The sequence below is a fragment of the Peribacillus faecalis genome, from assembly GCF_014712675.1.
Classification (GTDB): Bacteria; Bacillota; Bacilli; order Bacillales; family DSM-1321; genus Bacillus_AD; species Bacillus_AD faecalis.
Genome location: NZ_JACXSI010000023.1, coordinates 65137 through 83480, shown reverse-complemented (window position 1 = coordinate 83480; position 18344 = coordinate 65137). Strand labels below are relative to the sequence as shown.

The following is an 18344-nucleotide window of genomic DNA, read 5'->3' as shown; positions in this document are numbered from 1 at the left end:
TTGAAAAAGGACCGGTACCGGTTTTTCTTATACTATAGGAATGCTTATAAATTGGCAACGAGGTTGAAGATTCGACGTAGTCGCCAATTTTAGGTTTATAGTATAAGTGCAACTAGACCTTTGCCTTCGCCTTATCAGGCTCACCAAAGGCAAGTTTTCTTTATAATATAGGCGAAAGCAGTCTGGATATTGATTCTTTAAATCTGATTTTAAGCGAACGGTTATTATAGTCTTCAAGAGTAAGTTGGCGTGACAGTTTCAAATCATTACTGAAGGCCTGACTTAGCTTATTCGATACATCATTGCTGTAGATGAAGGCGTTGACTTCGAAATTCAACCTGAAGCTTCGGACATCGATATTAGCTGTGCCGACAGAGGCGACTTCTTCATCAATGACAATTGTTTTGGCATGGATAAAGCCGTTTTCGTATATATACACTTTTGCTCCGGCTTCCAGAAGAAGTCCGATATGTGAATAAGTAGCCCAATAAACGAAAATATGATCAGGTTTATTCGGTATCATGATTTTGACATCTTTTCCTGTTAAGCAAGCGATTCGCAGAGCATCTAAAAGGCTCACATCAGGAATGAAATAAGGAGTCTGCACGAGAATCGTTTTCTTAGCTGATAAAATGAGCTTTATGTAACCTTGTTTTATTTGCTCCCAATCTGAATCGGGACCGCTTGTGACGATTTGCATCCCGACATGACCGGTTCTTTTATAGTCAGGAAACAATGATGGCTCATAGGCGATATCGTTACGGTGAGATGCCTGATTCCAGTCCAGTATGAAACGAATTTGCATGGAATAAACAGCGCTGCCTGTCACACGTAAATGGGTGTCTCTCCAATAACCGAACTTCGGATTAAGCCCAAGATATTCATCGCCTACATTAAAACCGCCTACATAGCCGATGTTACCATCTATAATAACGAGCTTTCGGTGATTTCGATAATTGAGGCGAAGGTTAATTAAGTGAAGTTTGCTTGGAAAGAATACTTCTACTTCTCCTCCGGCATTTCTTAGTTCAACTAATGCTTTATTCGATAAAGTTAAACCTCGAGATCCGAGTTCGTCATATAATACTCTGACTTTGACGCCTTCCTTGGCTTTCTTGGTTAGCTCAGATAATACTTCATTCCCTAAATGGTCGTTCTTGATTATGTAATATTGTAAATGGATGAAGTGCTTTGCTTCACGTATGTCTTTAATCAAATTAGAGAATTTTTCTTGGCCGTCTGTGAAAATAGTGACATCGTTATCTTCAGATAGCAGCGCACCGTTATTCATTAAGTGCATGTAGATTAGATCGAAATGTTTTTTGGAAGATTGATTACGAAATGGGTATGTGCCGGCTTTCAATTCCTTTACTTGCTCGAGGATCATTTCCTTTAAGCCGATTTTCTTTTGGTCATCCCACTGAAATAAATGCTTCCGCTTTAAGTTTTGCCCGAACAATAAATACAACCCGAAACCGACAATCGGGATGAAAAAAAGGACAAGCAGCCAGGCCCAAGTAGATGAAGCATCTCGTCTTTCTCGGAAAACGACGAAAATAGCGAGCAAAATATTCAGGATTAAAACAAAATTCAAGGCTGTACTTAAATAGTTCATTATGTAATTCCTTCCTTCAATACGTATAGCTTCTTAATGGTATATGTAAATAAGAAAATTTAATTCCTATATAGAACAGTAATTATAGTATAGCATATTGCTTCATTTTGCTAGGTGAATAAAAATACAAGCAGATTTGAACATAAGGGGGGATAGTATGAAAAAAAGTGTATGGTCACATGTTCGACCATATAAACTTGCAGCGGGATTCGCTCTATTTTTTATGTTTATTGAATTGGTAATAGAGCTGTTACAGCCGCTGCTGATGGCGAAAATTATTAATGAGGGAGTATTGGAGCAAAACTTGTCAGTCATTTATCTGTGGGGAGGCATTTTGCTTTCCTTCTCTGTATTGGCGCTTGCAGCAGGGGTCTTCAATACGTTTTATGCATCGCATGTTAGCCAAAGTTTTGCATACGATGTAAGAAAAAATATTTTCAGAAAGGTTCAGGAACTCTCTTATTTGCAGCATTCGCTATTTCCGGCAGGTTCGCTTATTACGAGAATGACCAATGATATTCAGCAGCTGCAAAATACAATGTTCATGCTGCTTCGGATAATGGTAAGGGCGCCGCTTTTAATTATTGGAGGCCTTGTGATGGCTTTTGTTGTTTATCCTAAGCTTGCCTTATTTTTGGCGGCTGTAGTGCCGATATTGTTCGCTTTCCTTGTCTTCGTAATGAATAGGGGAAGCAAGATGTTTGCTTCTGTTCAGGAAAAGCTTGATTCGGTTAATAATGTAATGGGCGAAAATTTGGCAGGAATGAAGTTAATCCGTGCTTTTCTTAGAAGAAATCATGAAGTAAACCGTTTTGATCAGGCAAATGAAGATTTACAGGAGAGAACGGTAAAAGTTTTACGCTTCATGGAGATTACGATGCCGGTGCTTCTATTGCTTATGAATATAACAATCGTTCTTCTGCTATGGTTTGGCAGCAGAGATATGCTATCTGGTACGGCAAATGTCGGTGAAGTGGTAGCGATTGTTAACTATGCGACAAGAATAACTTCGGCACTCTCTGTATTCTCTTTTATTATTATGGTCTTTTCACGGGCTAAAGCTTCCGCTGCTCGCGTAAATGAAGTGCTGCAAATAGAAGGTGACATGAGAGATGAGGAAATAGCATGCGAGTCAGCACAAATTGAAGGAGAAATCACATTTGAGAATGTCAGTTTTAAGTACCCGGACCAAAAGAGGTGGTCGCTACAAAATGTCAGTTTCACTTTAGAAGCGGGAAAAACGTTAGCTATATTAGGAGCTACTGGCTCCGGAAAAACAACGCTCATGCAGCTAATCCCTCGATTAATTGATGTGATCGAAGGAAAAGTGACAATTGATGGCCGTGATGTAAAGGATTGGAAGCAAAGTATACTTCGAGAACAAATAGGAATTGTCCCTCAAGAGTCGTTATTGTTTACAGGAACAATAAGAGAGAATTTGCTTTGGGGAAATCGTGATGCAAGTGATGAAGAGATAGCAAAAGCATGTGAGCATGCTCAAATCTACAGCAGTATTGCATCGCTTCCAGAAAAGTTCGACACAATGATCGGGCAAAAAGGGGTTAACCTCTCAGGGGGACAGCGGCAAAGACTGACGATTGCAAGAGCTTTAGTTCGCAATCCGAAAATACTGTTATTCGATGACAGCACAAGCGCTTTAGACAGCAAGACAGAAAAGCGGCTGCTTCACGATGTGGCAGCTTATAATAGTACGAAGATTTTTATCACGCAAAAAATCAGTACAGCTTTGCATGCTGACAGCATTATTTTGCTGCAGCATGGGGAGAAAGTTGCTGAAGGCACACATGCTGAGCTATCTGAACATTCAGCGCTGTATCAAGCAATCTTGAAATCACAGCTGGAAGAGGGGAGTGAACGTCATGTCATGGAAACAACTAAGTGAACCGTTCCGCTATGAAAAGATTTTGCAGGCAGAAGATTTGAAGAAGACGGTTAAAACTGAGAAAAAGCGTGCTGCAGACAGCCGTTCCACTTTAAAGCGTGTTTGGCAGTTGTTAATGCAAGAAAAGGGCTTATTTTATGTTGTGCTTTTTTTGGTAGTTTGCAGTTCTGCGCTGTCATTGCTTGGACCGTTGACAATCGGGAAAATTATCGATGATTATATTGTCGCAATGGAACTGGATGGGCTTGCAGGGATACTTATTCTATTAATTTGTATTTATGCCGGATATTCCTTAACAATGTGGCTGCAGGCGTATTTTATGATTGGGATTGCGCAAAAAACGGTCCTTCATATGAGAAGCAAGTTGTTCAGCCAATTCCATAAGCTGCCGATTTCATTTTTTGATAGAAGACGACATGGTGAATTAATGAGCCGTGTGACGAATGATATTGAAAATGTCAGCTCTACATTGAACAGTTCTGTCATTCAAGTGTTATCAAGTACGCTGACAATTATCGGCACCGTTTCAGTTTTGTTATGGCTGAGTCCGTTGTTGGCAGTAATAACATTCACAATTGTTCCATTGATGTTTTATGGCATGAAGTGGATTACGAAGCGTACAAATATTTTATTTAAAAGACAGCAAAGTAATTTGGGCGAACTGAATGGATTAATTCAGGAGAGTATTTCCGGTTTAACGATTGTCAAAGCCTTTTCGCAAGAAGATTATGTATATGAACAGTTTAGCTCTAAATCTGAAAAACTGAAGAATACAGGCTTTTGGGCGTTTATATATTCAGGTATGATACCTAAAGTAATGAACGTGCTTAATAACGCCAGCTTTGCAATCATTGCCGGTATCGGAGGTTTCTTTGCACTGAAAGGGTGGATTACGATTGGTGTGATTGTCGTTTTTGTAGAGTTTTCCAGACAATTCACCCGTCCTTTGAATGATTTGGCAAATCAATTCAATACGATGCTGTCTGCTATCGCTGGTGCAGAACGAGTATTTGAGATTTTAGATTTAGCTGAAGAAGCGTATGATGAAAAGGACAAGCAAGATTTGATCAATATTAGGGGAGACGTCTCTTTTCAGAATGTCTCCTTTTCGTATAATGGCGAAAGCTCTACCGTTTCAAATGTGACATTTTCAGTGAAGCAAGGGGAAAGTATCGCATTGGTCGGGGCAACCGGAGCCGGAAAGACAACAATTATCAATTTGCTTTCCCGTTTCTATGACTATGATTCTGGTGAGATTTTGATAGATGGAAAGAAAATGAGTGATTATACCCGTGAAAGTATAAGAAAACATATGGCGTTTGTTTTACAGGAGTCATTCCTTTTTCAAGGCAGCATAAGAGAGAACATTCGATATGGCCGATTAAATGCCAGTGATGAAGAAATCGTCGAAGCGGCAAAACAAGCCAATGCACACAGCTTTATTGAACTTATGCCTGACGGATACGATACTATTTTGAGTAATGGAGGAAATAGTCTTAGCCAAGGGCAAAAACAGCTGATTTCGATAGCAAGAGCGATGTTGGCCAAACCGTCCATTCTTATTTTGGATGAAGCGACAAGCAATATTGATACTATTACTGAACTGCATATTCAGGAAGCGTTGGGGAGGTTAATGGAGGGAAGAACAAGTTTTATTATAGCTCATCGTTTAAACACAATTCGTGAAGCCAATCAAATTATTGTTTTGGAAAACGGACGCATTATTGAAATAGGCACACATCGTGAATTAGCAGCGAGCAATGGATATTATGCTGAACTAATCAAAGCCGGATTAGAGTAGCAGTGTTTTGTTCATTGAAGTGATATCTAGGCGTGAAATCAAAAATGAAAAAGGGCCGGTAACGGTTTTACGTTCACCTAAATTTAAGAATTCACTTAATTTTAACATTGCCAGAATACTTATTTGACAATTAAATGCAGATTAGATGGTATGATTGACTTAGTAATAAAGCAAACGAACTCGGACTTAGGACAATGACTGATCACATAGGTGGGTGAAGGGTATGAAAATCACAACAAAGGTTGAATTGGAAAATACAGAAGTTGAAGAGCTTCTGGATGTCACAGTTGTTTATGGAGATGAAACAATTGGTGAAAATGTCGTCCAGACTTGTGTTGAAGGTTTGAAATGTAATAAGACAGGTGCGTATTTAAGCGTAGAAGATGCGATGGAAAAGCTGTTTGCTATTTTAAGAGCGAATTATATCATTCCGTCGGAAGCTCATGAGTTTTCATATGAGTTATTTACATGTGAAAGATTTAAAAGCTACGAATCACATGCGGATATACCAAAGAATCTGGTTATTACATATGTAATTCAAAAATAAAGTGAAGAAGCACCCTATGAAGCAGGTATAGGAAAATGTCTGTTTCATAGAGTGTTTTTTTAGTTAAGACTTATCTTATTCTCTGTTTCCTCATCCATTGGGTAGCGATCCACTTTTCGCCTTTGATGACTGGTGCACTGGCATGTAATGTGCTTTCATTTAGTTCTTGATCACTGTAAAAGTACTCAAAATAAACAGCCATACCCTTTTTAGGATATACGGATAGATTAAGTTTCGGAAAAATAGTTTGACCGCCGTCATCAACGTCATTCAAATACAGGACAAGTGTACTGATTCTATTGTTTGCAGCAGCTTTTCTCTTGGCAGAAAAATAATCAAAATGGGCTTTGTATTCTTGACCAGGGGCATAGTGCAATATATGAAGACCTTCGCCGTGCTCGACGGGTATATTCATAATTTCAGAGATCCGATTTTCGATTGCGGCGACAGTAGGATGTTCATCATCCTCTATGAAAGCTCCGCTGCTTGTGCGAATGTCGTTTACCTCTCTTGTCACTCCGATTTTTGACCTTTGCATCTTGTCTTTGGACAACATAATCAGTTCATCACACTCCTCGGCGCTCAGTACATTTCCCAGAACGACAACAAGAGGCTCTTCGAATTTGGCAATAATAGAAATCTCTCGGTCGGCTGTTTGAATGCTGTTGCCGGAGTGATGAAAAATAGTGGTTTCTTTCGTTTTTGTTAATGAACTACTCAATGCAAATTCACCCTTCCCCATATTCAATTAGATGACTACTATAACATTTTATCATAAAATGGTATTTTATAGATTTTATAGTATTTTTAGGTAAATAAAAAGATGCTTTCACATAAGCGAAAGCATATCTTATAGAGTTAAGAAGCAGTTTTAGTTTGTGGGATAATAGCACCAATCACAATACCTATTATAGCCGGTAATATCCAGCCTACCCCGACTGAATGAAGAGGAATGTATTGCAAGTAAACATCTAATTGAGCATCCAGTAGAGAAGTGTTGATTGTTGAAACAAGGCTGTAAAGAGCGGTTAAAGTAATGCTCCATACGTAAATCGATTTTTTGCTCTTAATCATTTCATCAATCATCGCTAAAATGACTAGAACAACAGCCACAGGATAAATTAATCCTAAAACCGGCACTGAGAAGGAAAGAATCGCATTTAGCCCTAAATTAGCTATGATAGCACTAATAACTGTAATAATAATTGCCCATTGTTTGTAGCTCAAACGCGGTATATTCATGGAAAAGTATTCACTGCATGAAATAATTAGACCGATTGCGACACATAGACAGGCAATGAAGAAAATCAGTCCAAGAAATACTGTCCCGAAATTGCCGAACAATTGTCCCATTACTTGCAACAGAACAGAAGCACCGTTGTCGGTTTGTCCGAATTTGATTCCGCTTGAAGCTCCTAAATAACCAAGCAGGCAATAAATTAGCGTAAGCAAAATGCCGGCTCCGATTCCTGCAACCATCATTGAGTAAGAAAGACTTCGCTTATCAGTGATGCCTTGCCGGCGAACTGTATTGGCGATGACAATGCCAAAAACAAGGGAAGCTAATAAATCCATTGTCAAATAGCCGTCAAGAAAGCCTTTAACAAGAGTAGCTTCACTATAATCAGCTGTTGGGGCTGTCGCACCGCTTAACGGTGTAATTAAGCTTTTAATAAAGATAATACATAACAGGATCAGTAAAGTAGGCGTTAAAAGTTTTCCGAATAGATCAATTAGTTTGCTTGGTGAAAGACTCAGCCAAAGCGCTACAGAGAAAAAGATAACGGAATAAATAATAAGTGCAATTGTCATTGTTTGAGAGCTGTTAGAAATATAAGGTTTTACCGCCATTTCAAAGGAGACAGTCGCAGTTCTTGGAATCGCCATTAAAGGTCCAATGGATATGTAAATAATAATAGGAAAAATAAGTGCGAACATCGGTGATACACGGTTGCCTAAAGAGTTTAAACTTCCGATTTTTGCAATGGCCATAACACCTAAAATGGGTAAACCGACTGCTGATATAATAAATCCGGCCATCGATAGCCAAGTTTCTGTGCCGGAAGCGCGTCCAAGGAAGGCAGGGAAAATTAAGTTTCCTGCTCCAAAGAACATCGAGAACAGCATAAAACTCATTAAAACAAGTTGCTTGTTTGAAAGTTTTTGCATAGTTTCATTCCTTTCGTCATGTTGTTTTAAGAAGTATAACAAGATAATCATTATTTTTCTATACTTTTCTGAACATATGCAAGTATAGTTCGTTCTTGCTTTAAAGGGCATGCAATATGTGGGAACTTATTCGAATATAATTTTGTATTATATAGGTTGTGAATGGATTAATGATTTATCAAATCAATTGAAATATGGTACAGTTGAAAATATTGTAGTTGTAACAATGAATAAAGATTTTAAGGAGAAATATTGATGAACTCATCATTTATAAATAATCTTCCCGACTTCTTGCAGGAGACTTGGAAGAAAGAAGGATTTCAAAAACCAACAGCTATTCAGGAAGAAGCCTATCCGGTTATTATGAACGGCAGCGATTTAATTGCGCAATCACCGACAGGTACAGGTAAGACATTAGCTTATTTGCTTCCTTTATTGGCTAATATCGATGCTGAATCAATCCAGTTGCAGACGGTGATATTGGCATCCTCACGCGAGCTTGTTATGCAAATTCATCAGGAAATCATTAAATGGACGGCACAAACTAACATCCGTAGTGCCTCTTTTATTGGCGGTGCCAACTTAAAAAGACAATTAGAGAAGCTAAAGAAAAAGCCGCATATCATTGTTGGAACTCCCGGCAAGGTGCAGGAACTATTACAGCAGAAAAAGCTGAAAATGCATGCGGTTAAAACAATTGTATTAGATGAAGGCGATACACTGATTGTACCGGAACATTTCGATACTATAGCAGGCATCGTTAAGTCAACGATGAAGGAGCGCCAAGTGGTACTGTTCTCAGCTACTGTTACGCCGAATATTATGGAAGCATTGGCGCAATTAATGGACAACCCGATTGATATTTCGATTAAGAGAGATGACCAATTCATGGGCAAGGTCGACCATATGTATTTCGTTTGTGAAAAACGAGATAAAATTGCTTACCTTGAAAGAATTGCCCGTCTGCAGGACGTAAAAGCTCTTGTATTTATGAAGGACATTGGTGATATGAACCTTGTTTCAAGCAAATTGAAGTTCAAGGAACTTCCGATTGCGATTTTGCATTCTGAATCAAGCAAAAGTGAAAGAGAAAACGCTTTGAAAAGTTTCCGAAAAGGTCAAGTGTCAATGCTTCTTTGCACAGATGTGGCAGCGCGAGGATTAGATATAAAAGGACTGACTACTGTTGTCCACTATGACTTGCCAAGAACGCTTGAGCAATACACACATCGTTCAGGAAGAACCGGAAGAGCGGGCAATGACGGAACAGTCATCAGCATCATTACGCCATCGGAAGAGAAAGAATTAAAACAATTGACGAAAAAGCTTGATCTTCAAGTAGAGAAGAAAGAGTTCTATAAAGGGAAAATTGTTGAAGCGAAACGTGAAAACAAGCCACAGCGCCCTGTAAAAAAGCCTGGATTCAAAATAAATAAGAAATAATGTAGACATGTCGATACGAGAAGTCATATCTTTGACTTTCCGTATCGGCTTTTTCTTTATAAGGGAAGCATTACTTAGAAAAGGACCGGTGGCGGTTTTTCTAGTCATCCGGCTAGTCTTCTTCATATACTTTAATAAGCGGAATTAAAGAGTGGTGGAGAAGGAGTGATGGGATTGAAGGAGTCTTATAAAAATATTGAAACAGCTATCATCCATCATGGATATGAAGCGGCAAATCATCTAGGTAGTTTATCTGTACCGATATATCAAACTTCAACGTTTGCTTTTGAAACAGCGGAGCAGGGGGAACAACGCTTTGCCGGACAGGAAGAAGGATATATATATTCTCGGTTAGGTAACCCGACTGTGGTAGCGTTGGAAGAGAAAATGGCTCTGTTAGAAGGTGGAGAAACCGCTTTAACCTTTAGTTCAGGGATGGCGGCTGTTTCAGCTGTACTTGTTTCCTTAACAAAAGCAGGTGATCATATCGTTTGTTCACAAGGTTTATATGGTTGTACGTTCGGGTTGCTAAAAATGATGGAAGAGAAATATCAAATAAAGCATACGTTCAGTTGGCTTTCGAGTGAGGCGGAGTTAAAGAAGGCTGTCCGCCCGGAGACTACTTGTATTTTTATAGAGACACCGATTAATCCAACGATGAAAGTGATTGATTTGGAGATGGTTGCAGAGTTTGCGAAGAAGAAAGGTATTAAGGTTGTAGTAGATAATACGTTTTCGACGCCTTATTTGCAAAAACCATTAGAGCTCGGATGCGATGTAGCTGTTCATAGCGCCACGAAATATATCGGCGGACATGGTGATGTAGTAGCGGGTATGGCAGTCGGGTCAAACGAAATAATCAATCTAATCAGAAAAACAACACATAAGGATATGGGAGGTATTCTGTCGCCATTTGATGCTTGGCTCTTGCTTAGAGGCTTAAAAACATTGCCGGTCCGGATGGATCGCCATTGTGAAAATGCCAAAAGGATTTTTACAAAGCTGAAAAAACATAAAAAAGTAAAGGCGATTTATTTTCCCGAGGACGAAAATCATCCCGATTATTCAATTATGAAGAAGCAAATGAAAAAAGGAGGAGGTTTGATTTCTTTTGAAATTGTCGGAAGTAAGCAAGATGCGCAAAAATTCCTGAATGAACTGAAATTGCTAAAGATTGCTGTCAGTCTTGGGGATACAGAAACGTTAATTCAGCATCCGGCTTCGATGACCCATGCCGGAATCCCGGAGAAAAATCGGTTGGAGATGGGGATTACCGATCAGCTCATTCGGCTATCAATCGGTTTGGAGGCGTGGCAGGATATATGGCACGACCTTCAGCAGGCTTTAAAAGCTATATAAAAATACAGGCTGTCTTAAAGTGTGGTGACACTTATAAGACAGCCTGTTTCATTGGAATTCTTTATTTGTTTTTCTCTGCCGCAGCAGCAGCTTCTTGTTTGGCTGCATCATTACGCTTATTATTCAAGAAATGAACAATAAATGTTAGAGTGAATGCTACCAGCAAAATCGTGAAGAAAACAGCATGGGACATTTCGAATCCGAAGACGCTCGCTAACATTTTTAAGGCAATAATGCCGATTAAAATGAATGCCGTTGTTTCAAGTTCTGGTATTTTCACAATCAAATTTAAGAATAGACCAGCAACAGTACGCATCATTAAAATGCCTAGAATACCGCCCAATAATAAAATCCATACTTTATCTGAAATTGCGAATGCCGCTAAAATGCTATCGACTGAAAAGGCAACATCCATCAGTTCTACAGAAATGACAGTTGCCCAAAACATTCCGAATGTGCGGACGAGCCAGCTGTTTTTATTGAATTTCTTCGTCTCTTCTTCATGTTCTCCTGCTTTTTTATCGCGGAAGTATTTATAAACAAGCCAGCCAAGATAGGCAGAGCCTAATACTTTAATGAACCAAAATTTCACAAGATAGACACCGATGCCAATAAATAAGAATCGGAAAATATACGCGCCAATCAAACCGTAAAGAAGAGCTTTCTTTCGTTGCTTCTCCGGCAGATGCTTCACTAAAACAGCTAATACAAGTGCATTATCGGCTGACAGCAATCCTTCAATGACAACTAAAGAACCAATCAAGCCCCATGATACGGGGTCTGTCAGCACTTGCACCCACATATCCAAATCGAAAAAAGATGAATAGGTGGATAAAACTTGATGAACGATATCCAAGATGATTTCCTCCAAATAAAATAACTAGAAAAATGCCTTTTCTAGTTATCTTTCCATAGTATTACATAAACATGACTTATATATATCAGTAACGCAGCTCGAATTTTTTATAATCTTTTGGTTGATCGAGTTCTGTCACTGTAACTTTCTCTACTCTTGAGAAGCGAGGCCCTTCTTTAATGTTTTTAATGAAGGCTTCAATGTTATACTCTTTGCCTTCTGCTTCAATTTCTACATTTCCGTCTGGTGTATTACGAACCCAGCCTTTAATATGATGGTTTTCGGCAATGAGGGAGGTGAAATAACGGAATCCTACTCCTTGTACATGACCTTCTACTTTTAAGAAAACTACTCGCATTAGCGACATCACTCCTTAAATCATTGTCGAAACCTGTACAAATAAGTTTATCATATTAAATCTACATCGACAGTAAATACGAATAGGGATTTAATGGAAAGTCAGTTATTAGTGAAAACTGATAGCATATCCTCTTCAATTACTTCCCAAATAGCGTTGTCCGTTGTATAAAGGACAGTCATTTTTTGAATGAATTGTTTGAAAGCCTGCTCAAAATCAGGATGCTCTTTTGGTGGGAGCGCAGATTTACTTTCGTCTACAAGATGTTGCACCTTTTTTGCTCGAGGGCCCCACTTTGCATGAACACTGCCGTCTTCGTTTATTAATACAATAATAGGTATGGAGCGAGCGGTTCCATTTGTCAGAAACTGATCCATAAGCTCCATGTTTTCATCGCGAATGAAATATCTTGCATCAATATTTGCTTGATCAGCAATAGTCATAAAGATAGGAAGATTAACCATTGCATCCCCACACCAATCGGCAGTTAGAACAAGCGCCCGCAAATGACGATTTTGCAGTGAATGAATGGCATCTGGTTCTTTCAGGGAATAGTGCTGTTTGATTGCTAGCATTTCTTCCTTATTTATGCTCATATTATTTATGTATTGCTCAGCTGTAATACCATTATTAAACCAATCATTTAAATTCATACTTCATCCTCCTTTATAAAAGTTTATCATAATAAAAAAAATAAATGTGTTTTAATGTTTGGCTTCAACTTCCTCCGATGTTCAATAAATCTAAACATTAATGAGGTTTACATATTACCCTATGGGGTATATAATGAAGCTAATATAAAATTAGAGAGTTATTGGGGGAATAGGTATGACGAAGAAAATAGTGATCGTAGGCGGTGTAGCGGGCGGAGCGACAGCAGCTGCAAGGTTACGACGATTAGATGAACAATCACATATTGTGTTATTTGAAAGAGGAGAACACATCTCGTTTGCCAATTGCGGACTGCCTTATTATATAGGAGAAGTTATTCAAAATCGTCAAAAGCTCCTTGTACAAACGGTAGAAGGTATGTCGAAGAAGTTTGCTTTAGATATTCGCAACCAAACTGAAATAATATCAATCAATCGAGATAGAAAAACAGTTTCTGCTTTAAATTTAGCGACTGGTGAAACGTATGAAGAATCGTATGATGAGTTGATTCTGTCACCTGGAGCACGTGCAATTGTGCCTGACGTAGAAGGTATACATGAAGCGGAGCATCTTTATACTTTGAGAAATATTCCGGATACAGACCGAATCAAAGCTGTCGTGGATGAAACAAATCCGAAGCATGCGGTTGTGATAGGTGGGGGATTTATTGGTCTTGAAATGGTAGAAAATTTAGTGCACCGCGGTTTGAAAGTAACGGTTGTTCAAGTGTCGAATCAGGTGATGGGTCCACTTGATTATGAAATGGCGAGCCTTGTTCATGCGCATTTGAAAGAAAAAGGTGTAGAAATTTTATTTAACGATCAAGTGGTGCAATTTAAAGAGCGTGGTGGTCGTCTTGTGCTTGCGAGTGGAAAAGAGCTTGAGAGTGATTTAACGATTATGTCGATTGGCGTCAGACCGGAAAGTGAACTAGCGAAAGAAGCTGGCTTGGATATAGGTGAGCGTGGCGGCATTGTTGTAAATGAATTATTGCAAACAAGTGATGAGCACATTTATGCAATCGGTGATGCTATTCAAACGAAAGATTACATTTTTGATTTTGATACAATGGTTCCACTAGCTGGACCGGCAAATCGCCAAGGTCGTATTGTCGCTGATAATCTATACGGCAAGAAGACACCGTATAAAGGTATCCTCGGCACAGCAGTGGCAAAAGTATTCGACTTGACTGTCGCTGTTACAGGGCATAACGAGAAAACATTGAAACGTTTAGGAAAACAATACGAAGCAATTCATATTCATCCGGCAGCCCATGCCGGTTATTATCCGGGAGGCAGTCCGATTTCATTAAAACTGACATTTAATAAAGAAGACGGAACAATCTATGGTGTGCAAGCGGTTGGTAAAATCGGCGTTGAAAAGCGAGTGGATGTCGTGGCAACGGCTATTAAAGCCGGTATGACGGTATATGACTTGGCTGATTTGGAATTAGCATATGCACCGCCGTTTTCATCAGCGAAGGACCCGGTCAATATGCTCGGTTATGTCGCATCGAATATAGTGGATGGCGATGCGAAAGTTGTTCACTATAATCAGATAGATGAGCTTGTGAAAGATGGGGCGTTATTAGTCGATGTAAGAGACCCACATGAAAGAGAGAATGGCTACATTCCTCATTCAATTAATATTCCTTTAGGGGAGATTCGTGATCGTCTGCATGAATTGCCGCAAAATCAAACAATCTATGTATCATGCCAAGTTGGTTTGAGAGGATACTTAGCAAGCCGTATATTATCGCTTCATGGCTATGATGTAGTTAATGTAAGTGGAGGCTGGAAAACATATGCGTCTGTGTATGGTGTGCAAAAGCAAGAAGTGAAGTAAAAAGAAAAACCGTCACCGGGGTGTAAGGTTGGACCGCCATATTAGTTCAAAAATATATACTTTCTTAAGACGAAAAAAGGCAGCCGTGATTGATATCACGGCTGCCTTTTTTCGTCAAAATATCTGATATTTCCCGGACAATAATTGCTTATTTTGCAGGAACTGACAAGTTTAGATGCTGTGTCAACAGCTTGTACGCATTTTCGACACGTTCATCAGAAGGTGGCTCTGTATTTTCAAGAGGGTATTTTAGACCGAGAGTTTCCCATTTATACACACCCAATTTATGATACGGAAGCACTTCTACTTTTTGTACATTTTTCAATGTACCGATAAACTCGCCAAGCTTTTCTAAATCCTCGTCAAAATCAGTGACATCTGGAACAAGAACATGGCGAATCCAAACAGGGATGTTTTTATCTGATAAATATTGAGCAAATTTTAAAATATGGTCATTGTATTTACCAGTCAATCGTTTATGTTTTTCCCGGTCGATATGTTTTAGGTCAACAAGAATTAAATCTGTATACTCCAATAATTCGTCAAGTTGGGCTAAGAATTCAGGTCTTTCAGAGAAGCAACCGCCTGAGCTGTCGATTGTCGTATGAATGCCTTTCTTTTTGCAAGCTTTGAATAGCTCTGTCACAAATGGAATTTGGAATAGAGGTTCTCCGCCACTTACTGTAATACCTCCACCGGAAGCTTCAAAGAAAGGACGATAAGACTCCAAATCGTTTAAGATTTCATCGACAGTGACATTTTTACCTGTTCCAATCGACCATGTATCTGCATTATGGCAATACTGACAGCGCAGCATGCATCCTTGTGTAAATACAATATAACGAATTCCTGGTCCATCAACTGTTCCGCATGTTTCTACTGAATGAATATTTCCCGTTACCATAAAAAAACCTCCTGACTCCCCGCTGAGTGGGGGTCAGGAGGGGAGTTTGTTTCACTTTAGCTTTTGTCCAGTTGAAGTGAAAAAGTCACTTCCGCTTTTATATCGTCCAGCTGCAGCACCCCAACGGCTAGTGTCCTTCGCTATCCTCCTTGCGATAAGTCGATATCGATTCACTACGTTCATCGTATCTCCTTTATCTCCAGTCGGAGAGCTCCAGTCCATCTGCCGCTAACCGGGGTGCTTCCGCTTTTGTAATATCCAGCTGCAGTGACCAGCACCTAGTGAACTTCCCGCTCCTCCTTACGATAAGTCAACATCCAATCGCTGCGCTCTTCGAGTTTCCTTTATCTTCAGTTGAAGCAGTCCAGTTCATACGGTGCTAACCGGTCACTTCCGCTTTTAAAATTACATACTTTGGTGGAAAGTACGGTTGATTACATCGATTTGTTGTTCGCGAGTTAACTTGATGAAGTTTACTGCGTATCCAGATACACGAATTGTTAATTGTGGGTATTCTTCTGGATGTTCCATAGCATCAAGTAAAGTTTCACGGTTAAATACGTTGATATTTAAGTGGTGACCTTTCTTAGATGCATAACCATCAAGGATAGCCGCTAAGTTAGCTTCTTGGCTCATTTCTTCTTTACCAAGCGCTTTTGGTACCATAGAGAATGTATTAGAGATACCGTCTAATGCATATTTGTATGGCAATTTAGCTACTGAAGCTAATGATGCTAGAGCACCTTTTGTATCACGTCCGTGCATTGGGTTAGCACCTGGAGCGAATGGCTCGCCAGCGCGACGTCCGTCTGGAGTGTTACCAGTTTTCTTACCGTATACTACGTTAGATGTAATCGTTAAGATTGACATTGTAGTTAATGAGTTACGGTAAGTAGCATGTCTTTTCAGTTTAGTCATGAAGTTTTCAACTAGTTCAACTGCGATTTGGTCTACACGGTCATCATTGTTACCGTATTTTGGATAGTCGCCAGTTGTTTCGAAGTCAACTACGATACCGTTTTCGTCACGGATTGTTTTAACTTGACCATATTTAATAGCAGATAAAGAGTCAGCTACTACTGAAAGACCAGCGATACCAGTCGCCATTGTACGAAGGATTTGAGTGTCATGTAATGCCATTTCAATTCTTTCGTAGCTGTATTTATCGTGCATGTAGTGAATAACGTTTAGTGTATTGATGTAAAGTTCAGCGATCCAATCCATCATTGTATCGAATTTGTCCATTACTTCGTCGAAATCTAAGATTTCAGAAGTGATAGGTGCAAACTTAGGTGATACTTGAACTTTTAGTTTTTCGTCTACACCACCGTTGATAGCGTATAGTAAAGTTTTTGCTAAGTTAGCGCGAGCTCCGAAGAATTGCATTTGTTTACCAACACGCATAGCAGATACACAGCAAGCAATTGCATAGTCATCGCCATACTCAAGACGCATTAAGTCGTCGTTTTCGTATTGGATCGCACTTGTTTGGATCGACATTTTCGCACAGAAGTTTTTGAACCCTTGTGGGAATTTTGTTGACCAAAGTACAGTTAAGTTTGGTTCTGGAGCTGGTCCAAGGTTTGATAATGTGTGTAAGAAACGGAATGAGTTTTTAGTTACTAATGGAGTTCCGTCTAGAGACACACCACCGATTGATTCAGTTACCCAAGTTGGGTCTCCACTGAATAGCTCGTTGTAATCAGGTGTACGAGCGAATTTTACAAGACGTAGCTTCATAACGAAGTGGTCTACGATTTCTTGTGCTTCTTGTTCTGTTAGAGTACCTTCTTGAAGATCACGCTCGATATAAATATCAAGGAATGAAGAAGTACGTCCTAAGCTCATTGCAGCGCCGTTTTGTTCTTTAATTGCTGCAAGGTAAGCGAAGTATAACCATTGGAATGCTTCACGAGCATTGTTAGCTGGAGCTGAGATATCAAATCCGTGAGCAGCAGCCATTTGTTTTAATTCGCCTAGTGAACGAATTTGTTCGTTTAGTTCTTCGCGAAGGCGAATTGTGTCTTCAGACATTACTTTGCTTGTGTTGCGTAAGTCTTTTTTCTTTTCTTCGATTAAGAAGTCTACACCGTAAAGAGCTACACGACGGTAGTCACCGATGATACGTCCGCGGCCGTATGCATCTGGAAGACCAGTGATGATACCAGCTTTACGTGCTAGGCGCATTTCATCTGTGTAAGCATCGAATACACCTTGGTTATGTGTTTTGCGGTATTTAGTGAAGATTTCTTTTACTTCTTCATCTACGTGGAAACCATATGATTCAGCAGCTTGCTCAGCCATACGAATTCCGCCGAATGGTTGTAGAGAGCGTTTGAATGGAGCATCAGTTTGGAAACCAACAACTTGTTCTAACTCTTTGTTTAAGTATCCAGGAGCGTGGGAAGTGATAGTTGAAACAATTTTAGAATCTAAATCCAAAACGCCGCCAGCTTCACGTTCTTGTTTGTTAAGATCCATAACTTGAGCCCAAAGTTGTTTTGTAGCTTCAGTTGGGCCTTCCAGGAAAGAATCGTCTTTATCGTAAACTGTGATGTTTTTGATAATGAAATCACGTACATCGATTTCTTTGTTCCAAATACCAGTTTGGAAGCCTCTCCATTGTTGCATTTAGTATTCCACCCTTCAGTGTTTTTTATATAATTTATAATTGTTTAATACAGTTATTCGTTTAACTATATAACAGATTATATACAAAGAATACTACACATGGAAGCGTTATTTCATTATATATTGTGGACGATTTGTGAATAGTTATATTAAAATAATGAATTTAAACGCTTTCATCTATTGTTATTCTAAATTTTTCTATAAAAACTATAGATGTTCATTATTTTAATATTAAAATAATGAATTTAAGGTGAATCATTTG

At 39.2% G+C, this 18344-nt stretch carries 15 protein-coding genes; 6 read left to right on the top strand and 9 right to left on the bottom strand.

Annotated features, from left to right (window positions below; translation table 11 throughout):
* Positions 1-160 precede the first annotated feature (160 nt).
* Positions 161-1615 carry a cardiolipin synthase gene (gene cls, locus IEO70_RS10440; protein ID WP_190998317.1) on the bottom strand — a complete coding sequence of 485 codons (1455 nt, stop codon included), beginning with the start codon at positions 1613-1615 and terminating at the stop codon, positions 161-163.
* Positions 1616-1772: 157 nt separating this feature from the next.
* Here cls and IEO70_RS10435 point away from each other — a divergent pair, with 157 nt between their 5' ends.
* From IEO70_RS10435 to IEO70_RS10425, 3 genes are all read left to right on the top strand, one after another.
* Positions 1773-3518, top strand: a complete 1746-nt coding sequence (locus IEO70_RS10435; RefSeq protein ID WP_190998316.1) for an ABC transporter ATP-binding protein — start codon at positions 1773-1775, stop codon at positions 3516-3518.
* Positions 3496-5319 (top strand): ABC transporter ATP-binding protein, encoded by a 1824-nt coding sequence (locus tag IEO70_RS10430; RefSeq protein ID WP_190998315.1) that lies wholly within the window; start codon positions 3496-3498, stop codon positions 5317-5319. The genes IEO70_RS10435 and IEO70_RS10430 overlap by 23 nt, the downstream gene beginning before the upstream one ends.
* Before the next feature lie 223 nt (positions 5320-5542).
* Positions 5543-5866, top strand: coding sequence for a hypothetical protein (locus IEO70_RS10425; protein WP_190998314.1), 324 nt, complete (start codon positions 5543-5545; stop codon positions 5864-5866).
* A gap of 70 nt (positions 5867-5936) precedes the next feature.
* Here the strand turns inward: IEO70_RS10425 and IEO70_RS10420 are convergent, their stop codons facing one another.
* On the bottom strand, positions 5937-6587 hold the full coding sequence (locus tag IEO70_RS10420; RefSeq protein ID WP_407949065.1) for a 2OG-Fe(II) oxygenase: 651 nt from the start codon (positions 6585-6587) through the stop codon (positions 5937-5939).
* A 137-nt stretch (positions 6588-6724) separates the two neighbouring features.
* A complete protein-coding gene (gene brnQ, locus IEO70_RS10415) occupies positions 6725-8035 on the bottom strand; it encodes a branched-chain amino acid transport system II carrier protein (protein WP_190998313.1) in 1311 nt (436 codons plus the stop codon).
* A 255-nt stretch (positions 8036-8290) separates the two neighbouring features.
* Here brnQ and IEO70_RS10410 point away from each other — a divergent pair, with 255 nt between their 5' ends.
* Positions 8291-9478, top strand: a complete 1188-nt coding sequence (locus IEO70_RS10410) for a DEAD/DEAH box helicase (RefSeq protein ID WP_190998312.1) — start codon at positions 8291-8293, stop codon at positions 9476-9478.
* Between the two features lie 168 nt (positions 9479-9646).
* Positions 9647-10837, top strand: a complete 1191-nt coding sequence (gene megL, locus IEO70_RS10405; RefSeq protein ID WP_190998420.1) for a methionine gamma-lyase — start codon at positions 9647-9649, stop codon at positions 10835-10837.
* Positions 10838-10898: 61 nt separating this feature from the next.
* Here megL and IEO70_RS10400 read toward each other — a convergent pair whose 3' ends face one another.
* From IEO70_RS10400 to IEO70_RS10390, 3 genes are all read right to left on the bottom strand, one after another.
* Positions 10899-11693 carry a TerC family protein gene (locus tag IEO70_RS10400; protein ID WP_190998311.1) on the bottom strand — a complete coding sequence of 265 codons (795 nt, stop codon included), beginning with the start codon at positions 11691-11693 and terminating at the stop codon, positions 10899-10901.
* 85 nt (positions 11694-11778) lie between these two features.
* Entirely contained in the window at positions 11779-12051 is a 273-nt protein-coding gene (locus tag IEO70_RS10395; protein WP_190998310.1) for an acylphosphatase, read from the bottom strand.
* Between the two features lie 101 nt (positions 12052-12152).
* Positions 12153-12704, bottom strand: coding sequence for a thioredoxin family protein (locus tag IEO70_RS10390; protein ID WP_190998309.1), 552 nt, complete (start codon positions 12702-12704; stop codon positions 12153-12155).
* A 175-nt stretch (positions 12705-12879) separates the two neighbouring features.
* On the opposite strand from IEO70_RS10390, the gene IEO70_RS10385 reads away from it, so the two are divergent.
* Entirely contained in the window at positions 12880-14547 is a 1668-nt protein-coding gene (locus tag IEO70_RS10385) for a CoA-disulfide reductase (RefSeq protein ID WP_190998308.1), read from the top strand.
* A gap of 148 nt (positions 14548-14695) precedes the next feature.
* Here IEO70_RS10385 and pflA read toward each other — a convergent pair whose 3' ends face one another.
* The 3 genes from pflA to pflB form a co-directional block, all read right to left on the bottom strand.
* Positions 14696-15451: a pyruvate formate-lyase-activating protein gene (gene pflA / locus IEO70_RS10380; RefSeq protein WP_190998307.1), complete on the bottom strand. Its 756-nt coding sequence runs from the start codon at positions 15449-15451 to the stop codon at positions 14696-14698.
* 51 nt (positions 15452-15502) lie between these two features.
* Positions 15503-15634, bottom strand: coding sequence for a hypothetical protein (locus tag IEO70_RS20195; protein WP_268938729.1), 132 nt, complete (start codon positions 15632-15634; stop codon positions 15503-15505).
* A gap of 222 nt (positions 15635-15856) precedes the next feature.
* Positions 15857-18082, bottom strand: a complete 2226-nt coding sequence (pflB, locus tag IEO70_RS10375; protein WP_190998306.1) for a formate C-acetyltransferase — start codon at positions 18080-18082, stop codon at positions 15857-15859.
* Between the last annotated feature and the right edge of the window lie 262 nt (positions 18083-18344).